A 25,442-nucleotide genomic window follows, 5' to 3' on the forward strand; every position below is an offset into this window, starting at 1 on the left:
TCCCCCTTTGTATTTTCCTCTTAGATGGACACGGTACTGAGGAAACAGACCACAAAATCCCCTTTTGTAATCGTTTTCTTTTTTTTATTTCTTAGTTTTCAAAAACTGAATGGCATCCCTTGTTTTATCAATATACTCAATCGTCTGGTCATACTGCTGCGCTGCAATACTTAAAAATAACACATCAATCACATAAAGCTGGGCTAAACGAGACGATGTAGCTGCGCTTCGAAACGGCGCTTCTTGAGAATAAGACGTATACAAACAAATATCAGCTAAAGACGAAACGGTAGACTGTCCGTACTTGGTTAAGCTAATCGTCTTTACTCCGCGATTTTTAGCTAAAGATAAGACATTGCTTACTTCAGGAGTCTCCCCTGAAAAAGAGATGCCCACAACTACATCGTCTTTACTTGCATTTGCGATAAGTGTAGCTGCTAGATGGCTATCTGCAAAAGCAGTCGCATTTTTATTAATTCGAAGAAATTTTTGCTGCGCATCCATAGCAATAATATGTGAAGCACCGATTCCAAAAAAATGAATGTTTTTAGCTTCAATCAGCGCCAAAACAGCCCGCTCTGCTTCTTTGTAATTCACAAGCTCGGCCGTATCACTTAGACTTTGAATGCTGTTGCTTGCCGTTTTTTTGACAATAGATTGAATCGTTTCATTTGTTTCAATATCGCGGTATCCTTGCTCCGTATCTCTAGCTAAATCACCGGCTACTCTTACCTTTAATTCTTGAAACCCGCTAACCCCGATAGATTTACACAAACGAATAACAGCAGCACTGCTCGCATTCGCTAGTCTACCTAGTTCCCCAGCCGTACTGTTTACCACAGTATGCGGGTTGTTTAAAATATATTCAGCAATTTTCCTCTCCGAATCAGGAAGCTTAGCCACCGTGTTTTTAATCATTGTTAATCCGCCTGTTGACATCGTTTCTCTCCTTTATACGTAATGTTCAATCGCTTTTCTCACATAACCGTCCGCATTATTCAGTAACATCTTCGCGGTGTCATAATTTTCATTTGTTTTGATCATAACCACTGCTGTTTTTACCTCATTATTTGCTTCTTCAAGCGTTCGACTTGCTTGCTCATAAGAAACACCCGTAATTTTACAAATAATACCTATTGCTCGTTCTTTAAGCTTTTCATTACTCACATGAACATCTATCATTAAGTTTTCATACGCTTTTCCTACTTTGATCATAGCCGCTGTAGAAATCATGTTGAGAATCATTTTATGAGCGCTTGCTGCTTTTAACCTTGTGGAACCTGTTAGCACTTCCGGACCTACTACCACCTCAATACTATGGTCCGCTTCTTTTCCAATAAGAGAATTACCATTGCAAGACAGCGCCACCGTTTTAGCTTTTACAGATTTTGCATATCTTAATGCACCAATCACATAAGGAGTGCGTCCGCTTGCAGCAATTCCAATGACTGTGTCTCGTTCATTCAAATGAATTTTTTGTAAATCTGCTGCTCCCAATTCTTCGTTATCTTCAGCACCTTCAACTGCTTTAACAAATGCTTTTTCTCCTCCAGCCATCAATCCCTGTACCTGATTGGGATTGGTACTGAAAGTAGGCGGGCATTCAACAGCATCCAATACTCCCAGCCTCCCGCTTGTTCCTGCTCCGACATAAATAAGCCGGCCTTCCTTTTGAAACGATTCACTTACAAATTCAACTGCCACCTCTACGTCTGGAAGTACTTTTTGTACAGCCAGCGCCACTTTTTGATCTTCTTTATTCATTATGTTTAAAATTTCCTTTGTACTAGCTGTATCTATCTTCATTGTGTGTTCGTTTTGGGACTCTGTTGTTAATAACGTAAGCTGTTCATTCATCTTTTGGGCTCCTTTTTCATCATATAGTGAAGTTATGGCTATTATAATTTGTTTGAAATATAATTTCAATAATTTATTTTATTTTTTAAAATTATATTTTAAAAAAAACACAAAAAAAGACTTCAGGCATATAGCTAAAATCTTTTTTTATGTCTATTTATGATTGTTGAGCAAATGTTAACAGATACTCATCTTGCATTAAAACTTCGTAATCTTGTTCACCATTTCTTACGACGTGTACAGGGACTGTTTTTGCAGGAAGTAATTCAACTGGCTCACGATAGCGTTTTGCCACTCCGTTAATAAGTTCGTTTACTAACTGCTCGTTACTCAGCTCACCCGCCTGATATTTTTCTGCAAGTGGTGTCATGACTTCCGCTAATACACTTGCATCGTTAAATCCTTGAATTTCGACTTGTACGACGTACGCATCATCTTCATCACTATACGCTGCATCTTTAATTTTATATTTTGTAGATGAAAGAGCTTTTAGAAAAGCGCTGCTTACTTCGTTTAACTGCTCGTCGGTTATATTTGAGCTCAATGATGATAAAGCACCTTTAAAATTCGTTTCAAAAAACTCTACAAACGAACTCTTTTGGAACTCCCCTTTTTCTTTCACCTGTTTCTTATCTTGCTGATTCGGATGTTTAGCAACAAATTGATCTGTATTTTGATAAACAGTTGCTTGAATTAAAGCATCCACGTATTGTCCTGCTTCCTTGGCATAGGCAGCTTGCTTTTCCTTACTTGGCGTTTCGGTGCTGCTATCTTTAGAAGCAGCAGCGGCTTTTGCTTCCACTTTTGGTTTTGTTACATTGTCTAATTGGTTATATGTATACGTATACGTTTGCTTAGACTTTGAGTTTTCTGTTTTCCCGTCTACTTTAACTGAATACGACTGATTTTTTACTACTTTCTTTATTTGCTTCGTTTCTTTATCAATTGTCACAACAAGCGAAAAATCTTTTCCCTTAATTTGGTCAAGGTCTACAGCGGTATCGCTGCCTTGATTTGTTATTTTATAATAAGCTTTAGCATCACCTGCTACAATTTTTTGCTTTTTGTCTTTGTCTCCGTTAAATGTTAATACATACTCTTTGTCTTTTTCGGTGACGTCAAATTCATTTGGAAGATTTTTATCATATTTTTGATAGTAGCGTATTGGATTTTGTTGAAGCTCCATAGCGTTATTAATTAAAGCGGCAACGTACTTTTTTTCTTCTCCCTGTACTTTTGTGCTTTCTTCTCCAGCCACAGCTAGCGTTTCATCACCATCATGATACATCTTCAATTCTTCGCCGTTCATTTTTGTGTTAATGTAACCTGCTTTACTTTTAAAATCAAACTCTTGTACTCCGTTTACTTGGTAATCAGAGGATCCTTCTTCTTTTCCAGTGACCTTCACTTGAACATTTTTCACCTTTTCTTGTGCTTCTTTCACGTCACCCGTTAATTCCTCTGAAGACGGCATCCCACATGCCGAAAGCAATAGAGCGAATGATAGTGCTAAGCCTGTATTCATTATTTTTTTCATATAAGAAACTCCTTTTTGAATATTTTTCCAAAAATAAGAATCTATGTACTTAGTAAATACACATTTTTACCATTTACGAAACTCAACTTTACTAAATTACCATATTTACATTTAAATGGTAACCAACAAAAGCAGGAAATTGCATAATAAAAAAGTCACGAATCCGTGACTTTTCTAACAACATTCATAACTTATTTTTTGTTATCGTTTTCATTTTAATCTCTAATAACTCCATTACTTGTCCCTATCAGTACTTCTTTACCTTGTTGATTTCGATACACTGATTTGATTTTCACTTTTTTAAAACCATCTGCTTTTTCTACTTCAGTTAATATGCATTCACAGGTAACTGTATCTCCTGCAAAAACTGGACGAAGAAATTCACTCACCATTTCTCTTGCAATGTAGTTTAAGTCTCCTCCTATTTTTGTCCCAATACTAGCAGTCATAAGTCCATGCACCATTATCCGCCCTTTTTCGTCACGTTCTATATGATGTTTGCCCCGGTCCCCAGTCATCTCCGCAAACTGCATGATTTCTTCCTCTTGAAACGTTCTTTGCCACGTAAATGTATCTCCTGTTTTACATTCCATCTTATCCCTCCCCTTAAGATTATGACTTTACTTTTTAACTATATCACAAAAAATGAACAGTCATTCATTCCCACATTAAAAAAATAGCAGAATAAATATATCCTGCTATTTTTGACAAGTAGGACAGTAATAAAGCCTTCTAGAAGCAGCTTGCACTTTTAAGATAGGCGTGCCGTCAATTCGGCAAGCTTCTCCTTCACGGTTAAAAACCCAGTGGCGGTATTCAGAGCGCTTTTGGCCTTTCTTTTTTAACGTTTCAGCAAGCTTTACATCATTTGTAATGCCACCTGTTTCATAGGACCGTTTGACAAGAGAAATGGTTGCTTCAGCTGCCTTTTTAAGCTGTTCTTCCGTGCAGTCTACCGGACGAGCTGCAGGATTAATTCCCGCTACAAATAAGATTTCACTGCGCAAATAATTTCCAATCCCCGCTATAAAGCTTTGGTCTAGCAGCAGTGACGCCCATTTTCTGCGGTAAAATGACTTAGAGTAAAAGCGATCTAAAAGCTCATCTGCCGTTACTTCTTCACTTAAAATATCCGGACCTACTCTTGATACAAAAGGATGAGCAGAAACTTCTTCATCACGCAATACTTCAATATCAGAAGCGCTATAGAGCAGCGCTGATTTTTTTTCATTATGAATAGCAAGACGCAGCTGTCTGTTTGTAGATGGATAATTGTAAGATGAACGTACATACCATTTTCCATAAAGCTGATTATGTGAATAAATGGTATAGCCATTGTCAAAACGAATAAGCATAGCCTTCCCTTTTGTATCTACCCTTTTAATACGAGCACCCGTTAATACTTCTTCGTAATGCTGTAAAGATGGAAAAGCAAACCATATCTCTCTAACGGGAAGACTAATAATCGCTTTTTCCACTTCATCGGCTGCTCGTCTAATTTCTGGACCTTCTGGCATATAATGAAACTCCTTTCTTGCCTAACTTTCTTCATTTATTATTTCGGTTTTATTTCTGCTTTGCAAGAAAGAAGCGGTTGAACTCTTCTTTTCCTAAAAGAACCTTTAAATTATGCATGACGGTTACTCTTATAGTAAAATGTTGATACCTTTTTTACTTTCTATAGTGTTTATCTTACTTCCTTTGACTTATACTAGTTGATAACCTTTTAGAAACTTGTTATTTATCTATATATGAGGAGTTTATTATGAACAATCAATCATTTTCTCCACTATCAGCCGCCGAGATGGCTGTTATTTGGAAGCAATATATGAACGATAAAGCAATTTCTTGTATGCTTAAACATTTTCTGTGTCATGTAGACGATTTAGATATTCAAAAAGCGATTCAAGGTACACTGCACATCACAACAAAAAACAGTGATGCGCTCACTGCTATCTTTTTAAAAGAAAATATGCCAATCCCGCTAGGTTTCGGCGAAGAAGACCTTAATGTTGAAGCTCCAAAATTATTTTCGGATTCTTTTTATTTGCTTTATTTGAAGCATATTTCAAATATCCTTCTGCTATCAGCAACTACGGGCGTCGATGTTGCCGCAAGAAGTGATGTACGATCTTTTTTTCGCAGCTTGCTATTAAAAGCAGAAAAGCTTAATCAAACGATTACAGATTTGCTGTTAGAAAAACAAATTTTTATAGAGCTTCCTCCTATTCCTATTGCAGATGCGTCTGATATGAACGATAAAGAACTTTTCTTAGGAAGCTATTTTGATGAAAAGCGGCCGTTAACGGTCATCGAAATTTCTCATATCGTGTCAAGCATACAGACGAACTTAATTGCAAAGGATTTAATTTTAGGATTTGCTTAAACAGCTCCTTCTCAGGAAATTCAAGCTTTTTTGTTAAAAGGTAGAGAGCAGGTACAGCAGCACATTGAATCCCTGTCACAACCGCTAATGGTAGAAAACATACCGGTCACAATGAAGTGGGATTACGGAGTAGAAAAGTCTTCCGTTCCTCCATTTTCAGAAAAACTCATGATGTTTCACCTGGCTGCGATGATTACTGAAAATGTACGTGGATACGGGCTGGCGATGTCAACGAGCCCGCGTTTAGATCTCGCTTTAAACTATACAAACTTCACGAATGAAATTTTGGAATACGCCAAAGAAGTATCAAGAATAAGCATTGAACAAGGATGTCTAGAAGAGCCTCCGCATATTCCATTCCCAAAAATTCATTTGGAATAAAAATGAGATTGGGACATAACGAAATGAACCCAATCTAAAGACGAGCAATGAGTTGGACTGCTTGTGACACCACTGTTGATTTCCATGCAAGGCTTCGCTTTCCGCGGGCGCCCGCTGAGCCTCCTCGTCGCTTGCGCTCCTGCGAGGTCTCACCTGTTGCGCTTTTCCCGCAGGAGTCTTCGCCTTGCTCTACAAACAACAGCTAGAAGCACCTGCATATATGAAACCTACGTTCACCATGATTACAAAAAAAAACGAACTATTCATCCATTTTTGATGAATAGTTCGTGTTTAACTTTAACTACACTACTTTTGTCACAGCCTCATTTTTTAGATTCTCTCCACAGTAAATAAAGAAAATACGGAGCGCCGATAATGCCAATGATTAATCCAGCCGGAATTTCAACCGGAGGAGCAATTCCTCTCCCAATTAAATCTGCTGCTAGTACAAACAAAGCGCCAAGCAAAGCGGCTGTAGGAATCAATTTTTTGTGTCTCGGTCCCACTAACCGTTTGGCCACATGAGGAATAATAAGCCCTACAAAGCCAATTGTGCCAACCACCGATACAACCGCAGCCGTCATTGCCACTGCGCTTGCCAGCAATACTAGACGAATTAACTCTACTCTAGCCCCTAGTCCTCGAGCCACTTCATCACCTAAATGAATTAAATCTAACCGAGCAGCTAACAGCCAAATCAACGGTACTAATATAACGACCCAGGGAAGTAAACCAATTAATTGATCCCATGTTCTTCCCCATAAGCTGCCGCTCAGCCAAATCAGTGCCGCATTTACGTTTGGATTTGCTTTTGAAATTAACAAGTGAATACCGGATGAACAAAAAGCGCTGACTGCTACACCTATTAATGCAAATCGAATAGGTTCTACTCCTTTTTTATAAGCAAGCAAATAGACGATTACAAAGACAAGCGAGCCTCCTGCAAACGCAGCGACAGATAAAACAGATGGGCTTGCTAAAGGCAGTAAAATAGTGACTGCAACAGCTGCTAATCCTGATCCGCTTGATAGACCTAATGTATCTGGACTAGCGAGCGGATTTCTCATAATGGACTGTACGACGACTCCGGACACAGCTAGGCCGACTCCTGTTAAAATAGCCAGCAAAATACGAGGCAGACGAAATTCTACTAAAATGGACGTCAAGTCAGGATCGCCAATACCAATAAAAGACGTAATAATGTCTAGAGGAGGTATGTTAATGTCTCCTAAGCTAAGGCTTATCACACTCAGCGCTATAATTAAGACAGAAAGAATGATAAACAGGCCGACAGACTTGAATCGAGATGGCTGCTTTTTTGTTTTATTGACAGTCTGCATATAACTCATGCCTTCCTTTCTGTTTTTTTGCGTCTCGCTAAGTAAATAAAGTACGGCGTTCCGAGCAATGCTGTTACTGCACCTACAGGAGTCTCATACGGGTATGTAATAAATCGTGATAATACGTCTGCTAGCAGCAATAAAGATGCACCAAGCAGCGCGCTCATTGGCAAAACGAACCGGTAATCTACACCTATTAAATAGCGTACCATATGAGGAACAACAAGCCCTACAAAGCCAATGGGACCCGCAATTGCCACCGAAACACCTGCTAATACAATCACAACAACTGCAGTGAACGCTCTAATGGCAAAGACTCGCTGCCCGAGTCCTCTAGCTACGTCATCTCCTAAAGACAATAAAGAAGACGCTCTTCCCAGACCAAACGCAATAAGCAGGCCCGCGATGCTAAAAGGAACCAATACATGAACATGTCCCCAATCTCGCCCAATAACTGAACCGGTGAGCCAGAACATAACGCCTTCTGTTTTGCTTTCATTAAAAATCAGCAGCGTTTGCGTGAGAGACATAAGCATACCTTGTATAGCAACACCTGTTAAAGCAAGCTTTACATCACTGTCGCCTCCTTTAATCAACGAACTCATGACATAAACAATAACAGCAGCAAATGCGCCTCCTAAAAATGCACCAAATACCCCGCCAATCATGCTTACACTAGGCACTAAAACCGTTAAAAATACCATTGCCGCTGATGCGCCGGCATTAATACCAAAAATACCAGGAGAAGCTAATGGATTTCTAGTTAATGCTTGCATCAACGCTCCAGCGACAGCCAAATTAGCGCCAACAAATGCCGTTACCAATAAGCGAGGCAGACGGACAGTTTGAATAATAGACTGTTCTTTTGATCCGTCAAAATTTAGTATAGCTTGCTTAATCGTTCCAAAAGAAATATGTATAGAACCGATGGAAATAGATAAAAACATTGAAATTAGTAAAAGAATAATAACCGCAAGAAAAATAGCTATTATACGAAGCGGAGATTTGTTTCTTTTGGATAAGCCGTGAACAGCTTTCATAGTAGAATGCGCCTCCTTCCATTTGAAAGTTCATTAAAAAGAAAAAAAACAATCCCGCTGGATTGTTCTTTTCTTCGTTATTATTTGCCTTCAAATAATAACTTTTCTGCTTCATCTGCAATACCATTTGCACCTTGTACACTTCGGCGAAGAGACCATTTAAATACATCAACTTCATACACTTGATTATTTTTAACCGCTTTTAGCTCTTTCCATAATGGCTGTTTTGCTAAAGGCGTATGACCTTTTTCATTTCGCATAACAATGAGTTTGTCCGGATCTGCTTTTACAAGTTGTTCCATTGTCATTTTTACACTGTACTCTTTTGTAGGATCTGTTAATGCATTTTTGAAGCCTAATTGCTCAAGAACACCCGTTGTAAAGAAATTTGAAGTTCTAGCATTAATATTACCATTTGCATCAGCGATAACAAGTACATTGCCCGGATTTTTTGGTGCTTTTGCTTTTAAATCCTTCATTTTTTGCTTATGCTCTTCTACCACTTTTTCAACTTTTGCTTTCTTGCCAACCGCTTCTCCTACTTTTAACTCTGTATTTAGTAAATCATCGTAATTAGCATTTAAGTTTTTTAACTCAATCGTTGGCGCAATTTTCGATAATTCTTTGTATACATTTTTATGACGTTCTGAATCGGCGATAATCAAATCGGGCTTCAGCAGTTTAATCGATTCCAAGCTTGGCTGCGCTCGCGTGCCAACTGATTTGTATCCTTTGATTTCTTTTAGTACATTTTTATCAATAAGCTGTTCTGCTTTATCATCATCAGCTACTCCTACAGGTTTGATACCAGCATCTAACAATGCATCAATAAAGCCTAACTCTAATACGACTACTCGCTTTGGATTCTCTTTTACCTTTGTCTCTCCAAGCTCATGCTTGACCACTCTTGTTTTTTCACTTTTTTCATCAGCTGAATTTCCCTTATTCGTGCTGCTGCAGCCGATAAGCATTCCGATTGCCAGCATTGTAATAAAAGCCAGCAGTCCTATTTTTTTCTTATTCAAATGTCATTCCTCCTGCTTGTATCTTTATGTAGATAATCGACTCTTGAAACTGATAATCGTTATCATTATATCAGTTTTATCTATTTAAACAAGCTGATTCGTTATTTTTTAATTAAAAAAATTATATCTATTCTATAAAAAAAGAAAGGACGCAGCAGGAGCGTCCTTTCTTTTTAATCTTCAATACAAAGATACTGAATCACTTCTTTTAAACTTTTCTCTTTCATCGATTCGATGTGTAAGTGATATCTTTCGAACGACAGATGTTTAGTTAACGGATTTGGTACAATCACACAGCGCAAGCCTGCTGCCATAGCAGCTTTTGCTCCATTAGAAGAATCTTCAAATGCCAAAGCTTCAGAGGGCTCTACTCCTAGCTTTTCAATTACATTTCGGTAAAGAGCCGGATCTGGCTTCACTTTTTCTACATCATCGCGCGTTTGAATGACTTCAAAATAGTGCAGCAAATCTAGCTCTTTTAAAAAAGCTGTTACCCAGTCGCGATATGAGCTGCTTGCTAAACCAATTTTCAATCCAAGTTCTTTTGCTTCTGCCAAGTACTCCGCTACACCTTCTCGGGCTACTAATGATTTCATTTTTTCTTGATGACGTCTTAACGATTCTTGAGCTAGTTCCTCTTTTGTGAACTCATTGTTAAACTGCTGAAGCAAGTAATCGTAAAGTGCCGTAGCATCCGTTCCCACATAAGAAGCAAACGTTGCAATCGGTAGATCTACTCCCCTGTCTTCTAACATTTCTCGGTATACTTCATACCACACTGATTCTGTATCAATAATTAATCCATCAAAATCAAACACAACTGCTTTAATCATAATTTACCTACCTTTTTCTATCTTATCGTTCTTACATAGTAACACGTTCAAAATGCGTAATCCATAAATGTGGCTTCCTTAATAAGATAGGCTTAAACAGGTAGTTTCTATCCTTACTTTTCTCCGACTTTCATCAAAGGTGACATTTCTTCTGTTTCCTTAAACTCAATGGAAGACAGCTGCCTTCTAAAACCTTTCGTTGCATACGCTAAATAAACCAAACCAGCAATCCCCCAGCCAATACCAAGTAAAAAGGAGTTGCGCTCCAAGTTAAGCCATAAAACGCCAATCGCTGCTGCTCCTAATAGTGGCATAACAATGTATGACCAAAATCCCTTAGCCGACCGGTGCTGCTTTTGATGAACAGCATAGTGCGCAATAACCGAAATATTAACAAAAGAAAACGCAATGAGTGCTCCAAAATTAATAAATGACGTAGCTGTTGCCAGACTGAAGAAAATGGCACTTGCTGATACAACTCCGACTAATACAATATTTCGCGAAGGGGTGCGCAGCTTAGGATGAACATAACCAAAAAATGACTGAGGTAAAATTCGATCGCGTCCCATTACGTATAATAAACGCGAAACGCTTGCATGCGATGACATGCCTGATGATAATGTTCCTGCAATTCCTCCAGCTAAAAAGACAATTTGAAACAGCGTACCGCTCACATACATAGCAATTTCAGGAGCCGCAGCGTCTGGATGCTTGAATCCTTCTAACGTTGGAAAAACCGCTTGAATAAAATAAGATGTCACGGTAAACATGACTCCTCCGATTAACGCAACTAAAAAAATAGCTTGCGGAATCGTTTTTTTAGGATTAGGCGTTTCTTCTGATAACATAGCCACTGCATCAAATCCTAAATAGGAAAAACACATAAGTGTGGCTCCCGCTATTAGCCCTGATGACGTCATGTTCTGATTAAAGAAAGGCTTCATAGAAAAAAGAGTACCTTCCCCCATTCCTCCTAGCAAGGCTTTGATTGAAACAGCAACAAACAATACTAAAATCGTCATTTGAAATATAACAAGAAACGTATTGAAATTGGCGGTGAAATTAACGCTTCGTAAATTTAGCAGCGTAACGATAATGACGAAGCTGACAACCCAAACCCACGATGGTACCGAAGGAAAAATAGATGATAAATAAATTTGAAAAATAAGTGCGTTAACCATCGGTAAAAAGAGATAATCCATTAGTGCAGACCAGCCAACTAAGAATCCTAAATGTGGATTGATTGTCTTTTGCGTATATGTATAAGCTGACCCTGCATTTGGAAACACTTGAATCATCTTTTTATAGCTTACTGCCGTGAGAAGCATCCCGACAAGGGCTATGATATAAGACGTGGGAACGTGTCCATTCGTCATATCAGACGCAATCCCAAACGTATCAAACACTACCATCGGAGTCATATATCCGATCCCCATTAATACAATCTGCCATAATTTCAACGACCTTTTTAATGTTACTGTTTCATGTTTCATTTATCTTCCCCCTTCTATTTATTAAGAACATTCTTACAATTAAATCCATAAATGCCTGTATTTAATTTCTTTATATAAAAATGAATGACTTTCATTCATTTTTACATAAAGAGTAGTTACATTTACTATAGCAAATATATGATTTATTTCTTTAAGTTGGTAAGGGTTGCTAACAACCTATCTTTTTCTTTTATCATATTATGAAAGCGTTTTATTTTAAATAGCTATATGTTCCTAATCTCCTGCTATATCAACGCAGAAATACCCTCTGAATAAGAGGGATTTCTGCTTACAAGCCGTTATTCAATCATCGTATCCAATGACTCTCTTTTCGTTTTCACTGCAACTAAACTAGCAAAATCATGAATGATTGTAGCTGCAAGCAACGAGGTTATCTGAGTTGGATCATAAGAAGGCAGCACTTCCACCAGGTCAAATCCAACATAGTTAAATTCCGCCAGAGAACGGATCATTTTCAGCGTTTCTCTGCTGCTGAATCCGCCTACTTCAAGCGTTCCTGTTCCTGGTGCACAAGAAGGATCAACAAAATCAATATCAAACGTTAAAAAGCACGGAGTATCTCCAATCGCTGTCTTCATTTGCTCTAAAATCACTGAAAATCCTTGATGTTCAAGCTCCCCGGCCGTTACTACATGATAACCGAGGTCTTTGCTTTCTTGAACATCTCCCGGATGATTTAATGTTCCTCTGATACCAATTTGAAAGACCTTCTTTGGATCTACTAGCCCTTCTTCATATGCGCGTATAAAAGGAGATCCGTGCCAATATTTTTCATCGTAATACGTATCCCACGTGTCTGTATGAGAATCAAAATGAATCATAGCCACTGGACCATATCTTTTAGCAGCAGCACGAAGGCTTGCCAAGGTAATCGAATGATCTCCTCCAATTCCAATTGGAACAATTCCTCTATCCATAAGAGTGCCTACCGCTTCTTCCATTAATTCATAGCTTCTGTGAATATTATGCGGAATCACGGGCACATCACCGATATCGATAGCATTCGTATCATCGAATGGATATACGTCGTGTACCGGATGATAAGGAAACAGCGTCATGGAAGCTTGCCGAATTGCCTGAGGTGCAAAGCGCGCACCTACTCTGAAGGATGCTGCCGTATCAAACGGCATCCCTACTAGCCCTACTTTTGCATTTTCTCTTTCCGCTGGCAGCCTCATAAATGAGCCCGTTGTACAAAATTCTGGTTTGACATCTGGGGACAATGGATATTTCATAATTTACTCCTCCGTTTCAATGATTTCAGTTAGTCGCTAGGCATTTCCACTACTAAAATCATTGAAAGCAATACGGGAATAAGAAACGTTTGCCGACTCATATTCGTTGCTCCTTGTTACATTTATTGGTGGTTCAGCTCATTTAATACTTTTTCAAATGTAGAAATGACTTGATCTACTTCTTCCGCTGAAATAGTCAACGGTGGCTCAATACGAATTGTTTTAGAGTTTACAAGCGTGCCGGCTACTAGAATCCCTTCATCAAACATACCTTTAGAAAGCGCGTAGCCAATTTCATCTTGGTGAAACTCAATTCCAATCATTAAACCTTGCCCTCTGATTTCAAGTACTTTATCTCCATGTTTTTCAGCTGCTTTCTTTAAACCAGCAAGGAAATATTCTCCCAGCTCTTTTGCACGGTTTGGCAGCTGTTCTTCAATCAACACCTTAATGGTTGCAATAGCGGCTGCGCAGGCAAGCGGGTTGCCTCCAAACGTTGTTGTGTGCATAAACGGATTATCAAAGAAGCTTGAAAACACTTTTTCTTTTGCTACAACCGCGCCAGCAGGCATAACTCCTCCTCCAAACGCTTTAGCAAGACATAAAATATCGGGTACAACATCGTATAGTTCTGATGCAAACATTTCACCGGTACGTCCCATACCTGTTTGAACTTCATCAAAAATTAAGATAGCGTCGTACTCATCACATAGTGCACGCACTTCTTTTAAATAATTTTCAGGAGGAAGAATAATGCCGCCTTCTCCTTGAATTGGTTCTAATAAAACAGCTGCCACATCTTCCCCTACAAGCGCGCACGTTTCAAATGTTTTGCGCATCATGTCAATATCACCAAACGGCACGTGACGGAAACCTGGAATTAACGGCAGAAATGGTTTACGGAACATTCCTTTTGCCGTACCTGATAAAGAACCTAGACTTTTTCCGTGAAAAGAACGTGTTGTGGAAATAAACGTTGTTCGATCACTATACATTTTCGCTAATTTTAAAGCGGCTTCTACACTTTCTGTTCCGCTGTTTGTGAAAAAGGAATACTTCAAATCACCCGGTGTAATATCTGCTAAAATTTTCGCAAGCATCGCACGAAGTGGATCTAATAAGTCTTGGCTATGGAGCGCTTGACGCTGAAGCTGATCTTGAACAGCTTTGACTACTTTAGGATGGCGGTGCCCCACGTTATAAATTCCAAATCCGCCCAAACAATCAATGTATTTTTTACCGTTTACATCCGTAAAACAAGAGCCTTCATCTGACCATTCCACAGCTGCAAACTGCGTATCCACCGTTACTGTTTTGCGATATTCTAAAAAGCCTGGGTTAACATGCTCACGAAATCCGTCTACTGTTTCTTTCGTAATCCACTGTGCTTCTTCAGCTGAAACTTCGCTTTTTTCAATAAGTCCCAGCACTTTGTTGATATATTCGTTTACTTCACCATATGCTTTGTTTACCTCTTGATTTTTCGTCACTGTATTCATTTTAATATCGCTCCTTCTCTACTTTTTAATTTTTAAACCAGCCGATTGGCTCTACTTGTAAATTAATATTAATTTGTTTTACTTCTTGAAATTCTTCCAATCCAAACGTGCCCAGCCCTCGACCAATTCCGCTCTGCTTATATCCGCCCCAAGGCGCTTCGTTAAATGTAAAATGATATGTGTTTACCCAAGTGATGCCCGCACGCAGCTTTTTAATCACCCGAAGAGCTTTTGCGCCGTTGTTTGTAAACACACTGCCTGCCAAACCATATTCCGTATCATTTGCAAGTTTAATAGCTTCTTTTTCGTCTTTAAACGTTTGAATAACAACAACGGGTCCAAAGATTTCATCTTGCACAATTTTCATATTTGACGTAACGTTACTAAAAACCGTAGGTTCTACAAAGAATCCTTTTTCCAATCCACTGCTGGTGATTCGATTGCCTCCGCATACAAGGCGGGCGCCTTCTTGCTTTCCAATTTCGATGTACTTTAATACTTTTTTCATATGTTCTTCACTTACAAGAGGGCCCATTTCAATCTCTTGATTCATTCCATTTCCTACTTTAATTTTTTGAGCACGCTCTGCAAAACGTTCAATAAATTTCTCAGCGATGCTTTCTTCTACTAAAATACGAGAACCTGCAGCGCAAATTTGGCCGCTCCCTGCAAAAATTCCAAATAAGGCATAATCTACAGCTGTTTCAAAATCAGCGTCAGCAAATATAATGTTCGGTGACTTTCCTCCAAGTTCTAAAGAGACTTTCGTTACATTCTCCGCTGCTTGACGCATGATGTGTTTTCCAGTTACCGTTCCGCCCGTAAAGGAAATCTTATCAACACGCTTATCTTGAATAAGCGTATTTCCTACAGTATCTCCAGCTCCCATAACAAGGTTTGCTACTCCTTTTGGCAATCCTACGCTTTCTAAAATCTCAAAAAGTTTTGTAGGAGTAACCGGTGTCACTTCAGAAGGTTTAAATACAATCGTATTTCCTGCAGCTAAAGCAGGTGCAATTTTCCACACGCTCATCAACAGCGGATAATTCCAAGGTACAATCAGTCCGCACACCCCAATTGGTTCTTTTATAACCATTGCTTGCATAGGTGCAGGAACACTGTACGTTTGACCGTCTGGCTTTGTAATTAATCCAGCGTAATATCTAAAACAAGCAGCTGCATCTTCCACATCAGCCTCAGCCTCGCGATATGGCTTTCCGTTATCCATTGTTTCTAGCGCTGCTAATTCCTCTTTCGCTTCTTCAAGCTTATCGGCAATTTTAAATAAGATAGCTGCTCTTTCAGACGCAGAAGTCTCAGACCAACTTCCGCTGTCAAAGGCTTCCCGTGCAGCTTCAATTGCTGCTTTCATATCTTCTGCGCTGCCTTCTGCAGCATATCCAATTACTTCACCTGTCGCTGGGTTAACAGTAGGACGTTGCTTCTCTGCTTTTTTCCACTCTCCGTTTATGTACATATTTAAAGTTAACGTTTTAACGGCTGTACGATCCATAAGATACCTCCTTATTAAATAACGACTGATTGTCAGTCATTTTAAACTTTTAAAAACTTATAATTCTGATAGTTAATTATATAGTTTGAATGAATGTCAGTCATTTTGATAGGTGTAATATCAGCAGCGCTAATATTACACGGATGGCACAAGAGAACGCTTTAAGAATTGAAAAAGTTCTTCCTTTGATTGCTCAAGTGTGACATCTTGCTCTCGCCCGATATAAAAAAGTTCCGCAGCATTTTCAATCAAATTGATCATCGTTTTAGCTGTCCATTTAACGTTAAGCTGCTTAATGACTTCTTCCTTTCTAACAGCCTCGTTTAATACCTCTTCAAACCAGTTGTAATAAGGTAAGTAAATAGCTTCCCATGTTTCTAATGAATAGTCAAAAGCGAGCCCCGAATAGCATAAAACAAGAACATCTCTATATTCATCAGTTGTTTTATACGTTTCGTCAATCATTACCTCTAATGTACTTAAAAAATTCGTTGCTGTTTTAGCTCTTTCTTTAATTTTTTCAAGCGACAAAGAAAGTAAGTTTTCTGCAATCGCAGGAACAAGGGCATTTTTGGATCTGAAATAAAGATAAAAAGTTCCTTGAGCTACGCCTGCACGCTTTACAATGTCTGAAATTGACGTTTTATCAAGCCCCTTTTCAGATATAACTTCAATCGCTGCCTGTAAGATTTTATCGTATTTTTCACTTGTGCTTGTAACCAACTCTTTCCCTCCACCTATAAAATGAATGACTTTCATTCATTTTACTATAAGTAACACAAATTATGCAAGATAAAATTTTCTGAATCTTTAAATTTAATTAAAAAATCGGTCGCATGCCGTCTTCAAAATATTTTTTTATTTTATCATTTTACCCTCGCTCTTTTTATATGTCTCACTGTTATTTCTCTTCCTTTCACCATCCAAAGTAAAAGCTGATACAACGCTCTTTAAGCAACTATTTTTCTGAAAAAGTATCTTTAGTAGAAAGATACTTTTCTGCGTTTATTTATAAAGCTTTATCGCTTAATTACTCTTCACTCGAAGTTGACGGAGTAAAAAAAAGAGTGGTAACATGTAAAACTGATTCTACAGTCACTTATTTTATCCATTTATTTCCCATAATTTCTCTTAACTACGATGTACATTTTTAGCTAAAAATAACTTTATAACGCCAAAAAATCACCCACTCTATTTCACATTTTATATTTTCTATGTTTACCACCTAAAAAAACCGGGTATACACTTCGTTGTGTTTAGCACTCGTTCTACATATCAGTCAGATTGATTTAAAACTTTATAAAGGAGTTACATTGCATGAAGAAACTATTGTTAATCAGCATGATTTGTTTTCTTCTAGTTATTACTTCGGCTTGCGGCAACGGTAATGGCGCATTTAAAGATAAAAAAACCATTACCATCGGCATGAATAACTATACTGAAAACATCGCCTACACGTACGTATGGAAACAGATTTTAGAAGATCGAGGCTACAAGGTTAGAACTGTTTTCTTAGAGAAAGCCGGTGTTTGGGTAGGAACGGCCAATGACGACATTGATATTTCCTTTGCACCATGGCTGCCTACAACAGATGCGCCTTTTTACAAAAAGTATAAAGATCAAGTGAACATCGAAGACCCTTGGCTAAAAAACGCGCGCTTAGGATTCGCAGTTCCCTCCTATATGAAAGATGTGAACACAACGGAAGACCTTGCTAAGGTTGCTTCTGATGTCGATAACAAAGTAATTGGAATTGACCCAGGCTCCAGTATTAATGGATTAGCCGAACAGGCGTTAAAGGATTATGACCTTAAAAGCTATACGCTTGTAAAATCGTCTGAGGCAGCTATGCTCAGTGAACTGCGCAAAGCCTATGATGCCAAAAAACCAATTGTTGTTACTATGTGGAATCCTCACTGGGCTTTTGCAGACTTTGATATCAAATACTTAAAAGATCCTAAAAATTCGTTTGGAGACCCTGACAACATTTACACAATGACAAGCAAGGAATTTAAAAAGACAAATCCTCAAGTCATAAAATGGATGAATAATGCACAGATGAATGATAAATTAATCAGTCCTCTTCTATCACAAGTTGAAAAATCTTCGAATCCTGAAGAAGCAGCGCAAGAATGGGTAAAAAAGCATAAAAAGCTAGTTGACAGTTGGACAAAAGATTAATGGACGTAAAAGAAAACAACAATTGAGGTGGACATATGGAACACGTAAAATTAAAAGTACAAAATATAACCAAAGTGTTTGGTAAGAATCCGTCAAAAGCGATTGATTTACTTCAAAAAGGAAAAACAAAAAAAGAAATTCTAGAAGAAACAGGAATGACAATAGGGGTTAATCAAGCAAACTTCGAAATCAAATCCGGTGAAATCTTCGTTATTATGGGCCTGTCTGGAAGTGGTAAATCCACTTTAGTTCGTATGTTTAATCGCCTTGTTGAACCAACATCTGGATCCCTTATTTTAGACGGTGACGATGTAGTAAAAATGAACAAAGATGAACTCCGCGACATGCGCCGAAAAAAAATGAGCATGGTTTTTCAAAACTTTGCCCTATTCCCTCACCGTACGGTTCTTGATAACACAGAATACGGACTAGAAGTTCAAGGTACACCAAAAGCCGAACGTGAAAAGAAAGCAAAAGAAGCGCTTGAATTAGTAGGTTTGAAAGGGTACGAAAATCAATACCCTGGTGAACTGAGCGGCGGTATGCAGCAGCGTGTCGGACTGGCCCGAGCACTTGCCAATGACCCTGATATTTTATTAATGGATGAAGCATTCAGTGCACTAGATCCGCTTATTCGTAAAGACATGCAAGATTTCTTACTGGAGCTTCAAGAAAAAATGGAACGTACAATCATTTTTATTACCCATGATCTTGATGAAGCTCTTCGAATCGGAGATCGCATCGTTTTAATGAAAGACGGCAGTGTTGTTCAGGTAGGAACACCTGAAGAAATTATGACAAACCCTGCCAATGATTATGTTGAGCGCTTTGTGGAAGACGTTAATGTAGCTAAAGTATACACAGCTGAAAGCGTGATGAACCGTGCCGAATCTATTACCGTAGACCGAGGTCCGCGCGTGGCTCTTAAAATTATGCAAGAAGCTGGTTATTCAAGCATCTACGTCGTAGACAAGAAAAAAACTCTTTTAGGAGTTGTAACTGCAGATGATATTAGCCGTGCCATTAAACAAAATAAACTGACAGCAGACGTATTAGATACGGATATTCCAACTGTTACAACAGATACGCTACTAGAAAACCTGTACGACAAAATGGTTATCAGCCGCTTTCCACTACCGGTTGTAGATGAAAACCATCGTCTGCGCGGCATCATTAAAAAAGAACGAGTGATTGAAGCACTCGCCGGTACTGATAGTAATGAGGTGAACGTAAATGAATAGTATTCCTAAAATTCCTGTTGGCAATTGGATTGACCATTTTGTCACGTTTTTAAATGATAATATCAAAGGGTTTTTTGATGTTATTTCAGCTATTGTCGATGGTATTGTAAGTTTTATTGTACTAGTGCTAACCTTTCCACCCGCATTAATTTTAATCTTAATTGTCGGAATCATTGCTTGGTTTTCAAGTAAAAAATGGTCATTTACTATTTTATCGATGATTGGCCTGTTATTTATTCTTAATCTTGGCTACTGGCAAGAAACCATGGACACACTAGCTCTCGTTTTAACAAGCGTACTGATTTCGATTATAGTAGGAATTCCGCTTGGCATTTGGGCATCTCAAAGCGAAAAGACGGCTCGAATTATTACGCCAATCTTAGACTTTATGCAAACAATGCCCGCATTTGTTTATTTGATTCCAGCACTTTTCTTTTTTGGAATCGGTGTGGTACCAGGTGTTATCTCATCTGTTATCTTTGCAATGCCTCCGACGATTCGTTTAACGAACCTAGGTATTCGCGAAGTACCCGCTGACCTAGTAGAAGCAGCAAATGCCTACGGTTCAACAACAAAACAAAAATTATTTAAAGTACAGCTTCCATTAGCCACAAAAACAATCATGGCCGGAATTAACCAAAGCATCATGCTATCTCTTTCAATGGTTGTTATTGCCTCTCTTGTAGGTGCTCCGGGACTTGGTGCGGAAGTATATCGTGCAGTTTCTCGACTTGAAGTCGGCACGGGCTTTGAAGCTGGAATTTCAATCGTTATTTTAGCGATTATTTTAGATCGTATTACGCAATATTTTGGAAATCGTTCAAACCAACGAGCATAAGTAAAAAAAGAAGCCAACTCCGATGAGTTGGCCTCTTTTTATTTATTTTTGTAACACGCTACAAAGATTGCTTCTCCTTGAAACGATTCAATTCTTTGTTGATTTGTTTTGATGTCGAAAAATTGCTTAAATCCGCTTGGTATATTCAGCATATATTGAGTAAGCTCACGCTTTGTCTCTTCCGAAACATTCATCATCCCGCACCAGTCATCAAATAAAAAGCGCTTTGGAAAAGTTGTCAGCACTTCTGTACGGAATCCTTGCATTTCAAGCATAGAAAGCCACTCTGTTTTTTTATAGGCACGATAATGGCTTGGATCTCTTGTCTTTTCAACTCGATTATAAAACTCGTCATAAGCATTCACTTCCGGTGCTACATTATCAATGAGCAAGAACTGTCCGCCTGGCTTTAACACTCGGTACACCTCTTTGATGAACTGTTTAATATTAGGAAAATGGTGCGGTGCAATTCTGCACGTTACCGTATCAAACTCGTCATCTTGAAATGGCATATCTTCAGCATCTCCTTGAACAAACGATACATTTTCATAACCATTTTCTTTAATGAAGCCTTCAGCACTTTGCAGCATTTGAGGAGTTAAGTCAAAAGCCGTTACTTCTTGAAAAACAGGTGCTAGCTTATTTGCCACGTGTCCTCCTCCTGTTGCTACATCAAGCAGCTTTCCTCCTCTATTTTCTTCAGCAATTTCCGCTAAAATAGCTAAATCTTTGCCTTTCGCATGACCTTTACTTTTGACGTACTTTCCAGCATTCCCCCCGAACTGACTGACCACCATTTCTTTATTACTCATCTATTCTCCCCCCATTTTTCTCTTTAAAACTCTCTATTACTTTGCCTAGTGCATTCACATATTTATTATGAAACGTGTGAATGTATTCTTTTTCTTTCTCCCCATTGATGAAACATGCGAAACAGCGGAGGAAGAAGCAGCCAAATGGTTAAAATTCGAAGCACTTGGACCGCTACTACCAACGTCGAATCGGCTTGCAGTACAATTGATGTTGTTGCCATTTCTGCAATGCCTCCAGGAGCAAACGCTAAAATAGACGTAATAAGCCCGATTCCAGTTATTTTGGAGACTGCTAGTGCACAAACAAACATAGCAGCGATCAAACCGATTGTATTAATAAGCGCAACAACTATAATTTTTCTCACGCCAATAAACATTTCTTTATGAAAGCGAGAACCAATACTTGACGCGATAAAAATTTGCGATAAAATCATAACAGAATGAGGCCAGTATGCTTGAAGATTATATCCCGCGTACGATGAAGCAGCTGTTTGAACAATCGCAACAGTAAGCATTCCCCCTACTAACCAAGGAGCAGGAAATTTTAGTTTTTTTCCTATATAATAGCCTACTACTGCTGTAACGATTAAAACGCCTGTCCATAGCAGTGATTCCCACCCAAAAATACTTGGAGTAGCTGACACTGCATGCCGACCTGTATTACTTCCCCAATAGACCACAAATAAAGGAACAGCAAGCACAACTAAAAACACGCGCATTGTTTGAATAATGCTTACAATTGCCGTATTGGCCCCTACCTCTTCAGCCATGCCTGGCATTGCGCTCATTCCTCCAGGAGTCGTGCCGAAAAAGCTTGTTAATAAGTCTGTGGAACTGAACTTCCATAGCAAATAACCGGATAAAAGAGAAAAAACAACGGACAGCAAAAGCATGATCGTAATGGTGGACCAGTGAGATTGAAACGTAGTTAATACAGACAAGTTAATCTTCTGACCTAATTCAATCCCTAAAATACACTGTCCTGCGTACAGCCAATATTTTGGAATACCTTTTTTGCTTGTTTGAGATAAAAAACGCGGCTTTCGGAAAGCTAGAATAGCAGCTAAAATGAGGGTCCCAAGCATCCAGCCAATGGATAAACCTGTTAACGATAAAAGAAATCCTCCTATGCTTGTTAATAAAATAAAAAATATAGATTGTAAAAAAATAATTCTTGCGTTCATATCTACTTCCTTCCTTCTACAAGGCTTTTCTTTCTTACACCGAACATTCCTCTTCTTAACTATAGTATAATTTTAGAGATAATTAAAATATCGAAATTTTATTATAAACCATTCATTTTTTTTATTCCTGGAGGGATAGTATGGACGATCGAGATTGGCTTATTCTACAAGTGTTGTATCGAGAAAAAAACATTACAAAAGCAGCCAAGGAGCTGTTTATCTCTCAGCCTGCGCTTACGCATAGACTGCAGCAGATGGAGAAGGAATTTCATGTTCAGATTGTGAACAGAGGACGCCGCGGCGTTCAATTTACACCACAGGGGGAATATTTAGTGAAGTGTGCAGAAGAAATGCTGCTCACGCTTCAAAAAATAAAAGAAAATGTGTTAAACATGGATGATCAATTAACCGGTACTTTACGTCTAGGAGTGTCTAACTTTTTCACTGACTACAAGCTCCCTGGACTATTACGGCTATTTAAAGAGCGATTTCCTGACGTTGAATTCAAAGTCACCACCGGATGGAGCAGTGACATGGCCCACTTACTTTATAAGCACGATGTTCATATTGCGTTTGTAAAAGGTGATTATAACTGGCAGGATCAGAAAGAGCTGCTTTTTAAAGAAACGATTTGCATTGCGTCTGCACAGCCTGTTGATATAAACAACCTTCCCAATATACCTCGAATTGATTATCACCAAGATCGTTTTTTAAAAACATCTGTTGATAACTGGTGGGCTGAAAATTACTCTCAGCCTCCCCTTGTCAGTATTGAAGTGGATAAAGCAGAAACATGCAAAAAGATGGTTGTAAACGGACTCGGTTATGCGATTTTGCCGAGTATGCTGCTTGATGACGCAGCAGAGATTTACAGATACACGTTAAAAACAAAAGACCAGCAGCCTTTAACGCGCAGTACATGGATGTTTTATCATGAGGATTCATTAAAGATTAACATCGTAAAAGCTTTTATTGAGTTCATTCAAAACTTGGATTTAAAAGATGTACGCTGATAGAAAGAGGTTGAGACATACCGAAATGAATTTAATCTAAAGACGAACAAATGGGATGTATGAGCTGAACTGCTTTTGACCCTGCAGTTGATTTCCGTGCAAGACTTCTCTTTCCGCGGGAGGCCGGTGTGAGCCTCCTCGTCGCTAACTCTCCTGTGGGGTCTCACCTGTTCCGCTTCTCCCGCAGGAGTCTTCGTCTTGCCCTCCAATCAACTGCTAGAAGGAACAAAACAGATGAAACTATCCTCACCAAAACAAAAAAATGAACCACGAATCAAAAACCTTGATCAATGGTTCGTTTTTCACTCCGTCTAAAATCCTTTTATCCCAACCTCTTTCTATTGTATTTATTCATCATTTGTTCCGCCCATTAAGTCAGAATACAGCTTGCTTTGCTGTTCAAGAAAGACTTTAGCACCGCTGCTATTTTTATAAAAAGAGGTTAAATCGTTATCTTTAAGCAGCTGTTCCCATTCTTTTGTATGAACCATTTCATACACTGTCTTATTCCAATATGCTACCTGCTCTTTGGTCATATTAGGCGGTCCCATTAGACCTCTCCAATGGCTAAATGTTACGTCAATTCCCGCTTCTTTCCACGTTGGGATCTCTTTTAACTCTTCTAGCCTGCTGGGAGAAGAAACGGCGAGTATTCTTACCTGCCCTTGTTCATACTGCTTTTTTACTTCTGATAATGACATAGGTGCTACATCTAGCTGATGATGAACGAGCGCATCGATCACTTTATGACTGCTGTTGTAAACGAAAAACTCAAGCTTGGAAGAGTCTACGCCTGCTTTTTTATTTAGCTGCATGAACGATAAATGATCGTCATTTCCTAAGCGAGGTGATATTCCCACTTTCATGCTGGATTCACTTTGATTTAACGTGCGTATGAGCTGTTTTAAATTATATATAGGAGAGTTAGCCGGGACTACGATGACCTCCCATTCAGATGTTAAAATAGCGAGCGGAGTAAAGTCTTTATAGGTTAATTGACTTTGCCCTAGCAAATTATTTGTAATCAGTAAGCTGGAATTTCCGGAAACAATATTCCCTTCTTTTCTCTGTTTAATATATTTCCATCCTTCTTCACCTTGCCCACCTATTTTATTACTAACAGAAACGGGTACCTTCACAATCTTCTTTTCCGTTAGCACCTGTTGAATGGCTCTTACTGTTGCATCTGCTCCTCCGCCTTTTGCACCGGCTGCCACAATTTCAATTTCCCCCATATCAATATGGTCTTTTTTAGAGGGAGAAGAACAGCTAACAAGCAATACACTTATAAACACTATCATGAGCTTTTTGATCATATATACCATCCTTCAAGGCTAATGCTACGCTAAATAGTACTTGCGCTCCGGCCGTCCAATAATCCCATAATCATATTCAACGTGACATTCACCAGTTGATACTAGATACTCTAAATATCGTCTAGCTGTCGTTCTAGATACTCCCATGTGTTGCCCCATCTCTTCGATCGTAATTCCTTTGATGCTTTTTAAAATATCTTTTGACTTTTGTAATGTGATACCATCAATACCTGAAGGAAGAGATTTATCCGCTTTTGGCTTTGTTCTGACATGTCCAAAGTACGCATCAATAAATGATTGATCAACTTCTTCATGCGTACTAAACAGTTCCTTTTTCTCTTGATACTGTTTAATAGCATTAATGAAGGATTCCATCATAACCGGCTTAATCAAATAATTAACGACGCCGTTTCTCAAACAGATTTCTACAATGTTTTTTTCGGTGGCAGCCGTTACCACGATAACGTCAACGTGTGGAAACTGCGCTCTGATTTTTGGCAGTAAATCTGTTCCCATTTCATCTGGCATATAGATGTCTAAAAGAAGTAAATCAACTTTCTTCTCCTTTAGCATTTCAAGCGTCTCTTTTGCATTCAACGCTTTACCTACAACTTCCACACCATCTACTTCTAATAAAAATCGCTCTTGAACTTGAGCAATTCGAAAATCGTCTTCTGCAATTGCGACTCTTAACATT

At 38.7% G+C, this 25,442-nt stretch carries 24 protein-coding genes and 2 pseudogenes; 6 read left to right on the forward strand and 20 right to left on the reverse strand.

Features of this window, described 5'->3' with window-relative positions; translation table 11 throughout:
* Positions 1-84 precede the first annotated feature (84 nt).
* The 5 genes from ACFX4R_RS08650 to nei form a co-directional block, all read right to left on the reverse strand.
* Positions 85-939: a MurR/RpiR family transcriptional regulator gene (locus tag ACFX4R_RS08650; RefSeq protein ID WP_013081906.1), complete on the reverse strand. Its 855-nt coding sequence runs from the start codon at positions 937-939 to the stop codon at positions 85-87.
* Between the two features lie 12 nt (positions 940-951).
* A complete protein-coding gene (murQ, locus tag ACFX4R_RS08655; RefSeq protein WP_162213667.1) occupies positions 952-1,857 on the reverse strand; it encodes an N-acetylmuramic acid 6-phosphate etherase in 906 nt (301 codons plus the stop codon).
* Positions 1,858-2,014: 157 nt separating this feature from the next.
* Positions 2,015-3,394, reverse strand: coding sequence for a DUF6612 family protein (locus ACFX4R_RS08660; protein WP_162213666.1), 1,380 nt, complete (start codon positions 3,392-3,394; stop codon positions 2,015-2,017).
* Positions 3,395-3,609: 215 nt separating this feature from the next.
* Positions 3,610-3,987 carry an FAS1-like dehydratase domain-containing protein gene (locus ACFX4R_RS08665; protein WP_043980224.1) on the reverse strand — a complete coding sequence of 126 codons (378 nt, stop codon included), beginning with the start codon at positions 3,985-3,987 and terminating at the stop codon, positions 3,610-3,612.
* Positions 3,988-4,092: 105 nt separating this feature from the next.
* The gene (gene nei / locus ACFX4R_RS08670; RefSeq protein WP_043980226.1) at positions 4,093-4,911 is read right to left on the reverse strand and encodes an endonuclease VIII; all 819 of its coding nucleotides are present in this window, start codon (positions 4,909-4,911) and stop codon (positions 4,093-4,095) included.
* A gap of 248 nt (positions 4,912-5,159) precedes the next feature.
* Between nei and ACFX4R_RS08675 the strand changes: the two genes are divergently transcribed.
* Complete coding sequence (locus tag ACFX4R_RS08675; RefSeq protein WP_377569365.1) at positions 5,160-5,780, forward strand: DUF3231 family protein; 621 nt, start codon at positions 5,160-5,162, stop codon at positions 5,778-5,780.
* Positions 5,781-5,795: 15 nt separating this feature from the next.
* Positions 5,796-6,161, forward strand: a pseudogene (locus ACFX4R_RS08680) (DUF3231 family protein); the annotation flags it as partial.
* A 34-nt stretch (positions 6,162-6,195) separates the two neighbouring features.
* Here ACFX4R_RS08680 and ACFX4R_RS08685 read toward each other — a convergent pair.
* The 10 genes from ACFX4R_RS08685 to ACFX4R_RS08730 all read right to left on the reverse strand — a co-directional run bounded on the left by ACFX4R_RS08685 (position 6,196) and on the right by ACFX4R_RS08730 (position 16,883).
* Positions 6,196-6,360, reverse strand: coding sequence for a hypothetical protein (locus tag ACFX4R_RS08685; protein ID WP_377569367.1), 165 nt, complete (start codon positions 6,358-6,360; stop codon positions 6,196-6,198).
* A 124-nt stretch (positions 6,361-6,484) separates the two neighbouring features.
* Complete coding sequence (locus tag ACFX4R_RS08690) at positions 6,485-7,501, reverse strand: FecCD family ABC transporter permease (protein WP_043980228.1); 1,017 nt, start codon at positions 7,499-7,501, stop codon at positions 6,485-6,487.
* A gap of 5 nt (positions 7,502-7,506) precedes the next feature.
* Positions 7,507-8,541 carry a FecCD family ABC transporter permease gene (locus tag ACFX4R_RS08695; protein ID WP_043980230.1) on the reverse strand — a complete coding sequence of 345 codons (1,035 nt, stop codon included), beginning with the start codon at positions 8,539-8,541 and terminating at the stop codon, positions 7,507-7,509.
* Positions 8,542-8,621: 80 nt separating this feature from the next.
* Positions 8,622-9,566: an ABC transporter substrate-binding protein gene (locus ACFX4R_RS08700; RefSeq protein WP_377569369.1), complete on the reverse strand. Its 945-nt coding sequence runs from the start codon at positions 9,564-9,566 to the stop codon at positions 8,622-8,624.
* 173 nt (positions 9,567-9,739) lie between these two features.
* Positions 9,740-10,396, reverse strand: a complete 657-nt coding sequence (locus tag ACFX4R_RS08705; protein WP_208757603.1) for an HAD family hydrolase — start codon at positions 10,394-10,396, stop codon at positions 9,740-9,742.
* 116 nt (positions 10,397-10,512) lie between these two features.
* Positions 10,513-11,892: an APC family permease gene (locus ACFX4R_RS08710; protein WP_097824248.1), complete on the reverse strand. Its 1,380-nt coding sequence runs from the start codon at positions 11,890-11,892 to the stop codon at positions 10,513-10,515.
* A gap of 299 nt (positions 11,893-12,191) precedes the next feature.
* Positions 12,192-13,148 (reverse strand): agmatinase, encoded by a 957-nt coding sequence (speB, locus tag ACFX4R_RS08715; protein ID WP_043980238.1) that lies wholly within the window; start codon positions 13,146-13,148, stop codon positions 12,192-12,194.
* A gap of 122 nt (positions 13,149-13,270) precedes the next feature.
* The gene (locus ACFX4R_RS08720; RefSeq protein WP_129706459.1) at positions 13,271-14,647 is read right to left on the reverse strand and encodes a putrescine aminotransferase; all 1,377 of its coding nucleotides are present in this window, start codon (positions 14,645-14,647) and stop codon (positions 13,271-13,273) included.
* A gap of 25 nt (positions 14,648-14,672) precedes the next feature.
* Positions 14,673-16,160, reverse strand: a complete 1,488-nt coding sequence (locus tag ACFX4R_RS08725; protein ID WP_043980243.1) for an aldehyde dehydrogenase family protein — start codon at positions 16,158-16,160, stop codon at positions 14,673-14,675.
* 135 nt (positions 16,161-16,295) lie between these two features.
* Positions 16,296-16,883 carry a TetR/AcrR family transcriptional regulator gene (locus ACFX4R_RS08730; protein ID WP_080781636.1) on the reverse strand — a complete coding sequence of 196 codons (588 nt, stop codon included), beginning with the start codon at positions 16,881-16,883 and terminating at the stop codon, positions 16,296-16,298.
* 594 nt (positions 16,884-17,477) lie between these two features.
* Here ACFX4R_RS08730 and ACFX4R_RS08735 point away from each other — a divergent pair.
* Genes ACFX4R_RS08735 through ACFX4R_RS08745 form a run of 3 tightly spaced genes read left to right on the forward strand, consistent with a single transcriptional unit; the run spans position 17,478 to position 20,420 of the window.
* The gene (locus ACFX4R_RS08735; protein WP_043980248.1) at positions 17,478-18,341 is read left to right on the forward strand and encodes a glycine betaine ABC transporter substrate-binding protein; all 864 of its coding nucleotides are present in this window, start codon (positions 17,478-17,480) and stop codon (positions 18,339-18,341) included.
* 35 nt (positions 18,342-18,376) lie between these two features.
* Complete coding sequence (locus ACFX4R_RS08740) at positions 18,377-19,582, forward strand: quaternary amine ABC transporter ATP-binding protein (protein ID WP_097824252.1); 1,206 nt, start codon at positions 18,377-18,379, stop codon at positions 19,580-19,582.
* Complete coding sequence (locus ACFX4R_RS08745; RefSeq protein WP_013081885.1) at positions 19,575-20,420, forward strand: ABC transporter permease; 846 nt, start codon at positions 19,575-19,577, stop codon at positions 20,418-20,420. The genes ACFX4R_RS08740 and ACFX4R_RS08745 overlap by 8 nt, the downstream gene beginning before the upstream one ends.
* 38 nt (positions 20,421-20,458) lie before the next feature.
* Here ACFX4R_RS08745 and ACFX4R_RS08750 read toward each other — a convergent pair whose 3' ends face one another.
* Together ACFX4R_RS08750 and ACFX4R_RS08755 are read right to left on the reverse strand one after the other, a co-directional pair.
* Positions 20,459-21,232 (reverse strand): class I SAM-dependent methyltransferase, encoded by a 774-nt coding sequence (locus tag ACFX4R_RS08750; protein ID WP_043980252.1) that lies wholly within the window; start codon positions 21,230-21,232, stop codon positions 20,459-20,461.
* Positions 21,233-21,297: 65 nt separating this feature from the next.
* A complete protein-coding gene (locus ACFX4R_RS08755) occupies positions 21,298-22,416 on the reverse strand; it encodes an AbrB family transcriptional regulator (protein ID WP_043980254.1) in 1,119 nt (372 codons plus the stop codon).
* A gap of 140 nt (positions 22,417-22,556) precedes the next feature.
* Here ACFX4R_RS08755 and ACFX4R_RS08760 point away from each other — a divergent pair, with 140 nt between their 5' ends.
* The gene (locus ACFX4R_RS08760) at positions 22,557-23,429 is read left to right on the forward strand and encodes a LysR family transcriptional regulator (protein ID WP_043980256.1); all 873 of its coding nucleotides are present in this window, start codon (positions 22,557-22,559) and stop codon (positions 23,427-23,429) included.
* A gap of 31 nt (positions 23,430-23,460) precedes the next feature.
* Here the strand turns inward: ACFX4R_RS08760 and ACFX4R_RS08765 are convergent.
* From ACFX4R_RS08765 to ACFX4R_RS08775, 3 genes and pseudogenes are all read right to left on the reverse strand, one after another.
* A pseudogene (locus ACFX4R_RS08765) lies at positions 23,461-23,642 on the reverse strand (hypothetical protein).
* A 134-nt stretch (positions 23,643-23,776) separates the two neighbouring features.
* Positions 23,777-24,745, reverse strand: a complete 969-nt coding sequence (locus ACFX4R_RS08770; RefSeq protein ID WP_043980258.1) for a tripartite tricarboxylate transporter substrate binding protein — start codon at positions 24,743-24,745, stop codon at positions 23,777-23,779.
* Positions 24,746-24,769: 24 nt separating this feature from the next.
* Positions 24,770-25,441 carry a response regulator gene (locus ACFX4R_RS08775; protein WP_013081881.1) on the reverse strand — a complete coding sequence of 224 codons (672 nt, stop codon included), beginning with the start codon at positions 25,439-25,441 and terminating at the stop codon, positions 24,770-24,772.
* Between the last annotated feature and the right edge of the window lies 1 nt (position 25,442).

It is taken from the genome of Priestia sp. YIM B13490 (assembly GCF_042787735.1).
Classification (GTDB): domain Bacteria; phylum Bacillota; class Bacilli; order Bacillales; family Bacillaceae_H; genus Priestia; species Priestia megaterium.

What these genes read in the sequence shown, in the direction of transcription:
- ACFX4R_RS08650 (WP_013081906.1), bottom strand. Translation starts at nt 939, where the DNA reads ATGTCAACAGGCGGATTAACAATGATTAAAAACACGGTGGCTAAGCTT.
- murQ (WP_162213667.1), bottom strand. Translation starts at nt 1,857, where the DNA reads ATGAATGAACAGCTTACGTTATTAACAACAGAGTCCCAAAACGAACAC.
- ACFX4R_RS08660 (WP_162213666.1), bottom strand. Translation starts at nt 3,394, where the DNA reads ATGAAAAAAATAATGAATACAGGCTTAGCACTATCATTCGCTCTATTG.
- ACFX4R_RS08665 (WP_043980224.1), bottom strand. Translation starts at nt 3,987, where the DNA reads ATGGAATGTAAAACAGGAGATACATTTACGTGGCAAAGAACGTTTCAA.
- nei (WP_043980226.1), bottom strand. Translation starts at nt 4,911, where the DNA reads ATGCCAGAAGGTCCAGAAATTAGACGAGCAGCCGATGAAGTGGAAAAA.
- ACFX4R_RS08675 (WP_377569365.1), top strand. Translation starts at nt 5,160, where the DNA reads ATGAACAATCAATCATTTTCTCCACTATCAGCCGCCGAGATGGCTGTT.
- ACFX4R_RS08690 (WP_043980228.1), bottom strand. Translation starts at nt 7,501, where the DNA reads ATGCAGACTGTCAATAAAACAAAAAAGCAGCCATCTCGATTCAAGTCT.
- ACFX4R_RS08695 (WP_043980230.1), bottom strand. Translation starts at nt 8,541, where the DNA reads ATGAAAGCTGTTCACGGCTTATCCAAAAGAAACAAATCTCCGCTTCGT.
- ACFX4R_RS08710 (WP_097824248.1), bottom strand. Translation starts at nt 11,892, where the DNA reads ATGAAACATGAAACAGTAACATTAAAAAGGTCGTTGAAATTATGGCAG.
- speB (WP_043980238.1), bottom strand. Translation starts at nt 13,148, where the DNA reads ATGAAATATCCATTGTCCCCAGATGTCAAACCAGAATTTTGTACAACG.
- ACFX4R_RS08720 (WP_129706459.1), bottom strand. Translation starts at nt 14,647, where the DNA reads ATGAATACAGTGACGAAAAATCAAGAGGTAAACAAAGCATATGGTGAA.
- ACFX4R_RS08725 (WP_043980243.1), bottom strand. Translation starts at nt 16,160, where the DNA reads ATGGATCGTACAGCCGTTAAAACGTTAACTTTAAATATGTACATAAAC.
- ACFX4R_RS08735 (WP_043980248.1), top strand. Translation starts at nt 17,478, where the DNA reads ATGAAGAAACTATTGTTAATCAGCATGATTTGTTTTCTTCTAGTTATT.
- ACFX4R_RS08740 (WP_097824252.1), top strand. Translation starts at nt 18,377, where the DNA reads ATGGAACACGTAAAATTAAAAGTACAAAATATAACCAAAGTGTTTGGT.
- ACFX4R_RS08745 (WP_013081885.1), top strand. Translation starts at nt 19,575, where the DNA reads ATGAATAGTATTCCTAAAATTCCTGTTGGCAATTGGATTGACCATTTT.
- ACFX4R_RS08750 (WP_043980252.1), bottom strand. Translation starts at nt 21,232, where the DNA reads ATGAGTAATAAAGAAATGGTGGTCAGTCAGTTCGGGGGGAATGCTGGA.
- ACFX4R_RS08755 (WP_043980254.1), bottom strand. Translation starts at nt 22,416, where the DNA reads ATGAACGCAAGAATTATTTTTTTACAATCTATATTTTTTATTTTATTA.
- ACFX4R_RS08760 (WP_043980256.1), top strand. Translation starts at nt 22,557, where the DNA reads ATGGACGATCGAGATTGGCTTATTCTACAAGTGTTGTATCGAGAAAAA.
- ACFX4R_RS08770 (WP_043980258.1), bottom strand. Translation starts at nt 24,745, where the DNA reads ATGATCAAAAAGCTCATGATAGTGTTTATAAGTGTATTGCTTGTTAGC.
- ACFX4R_RS08775 (WP_013081881.1), bottom strand. Translation starts at nt 25,441, where the DNA reads ATGTTAAGAGTCGCAATTGCAGAAGACGATTTTCGAATTGCTCAAGTT.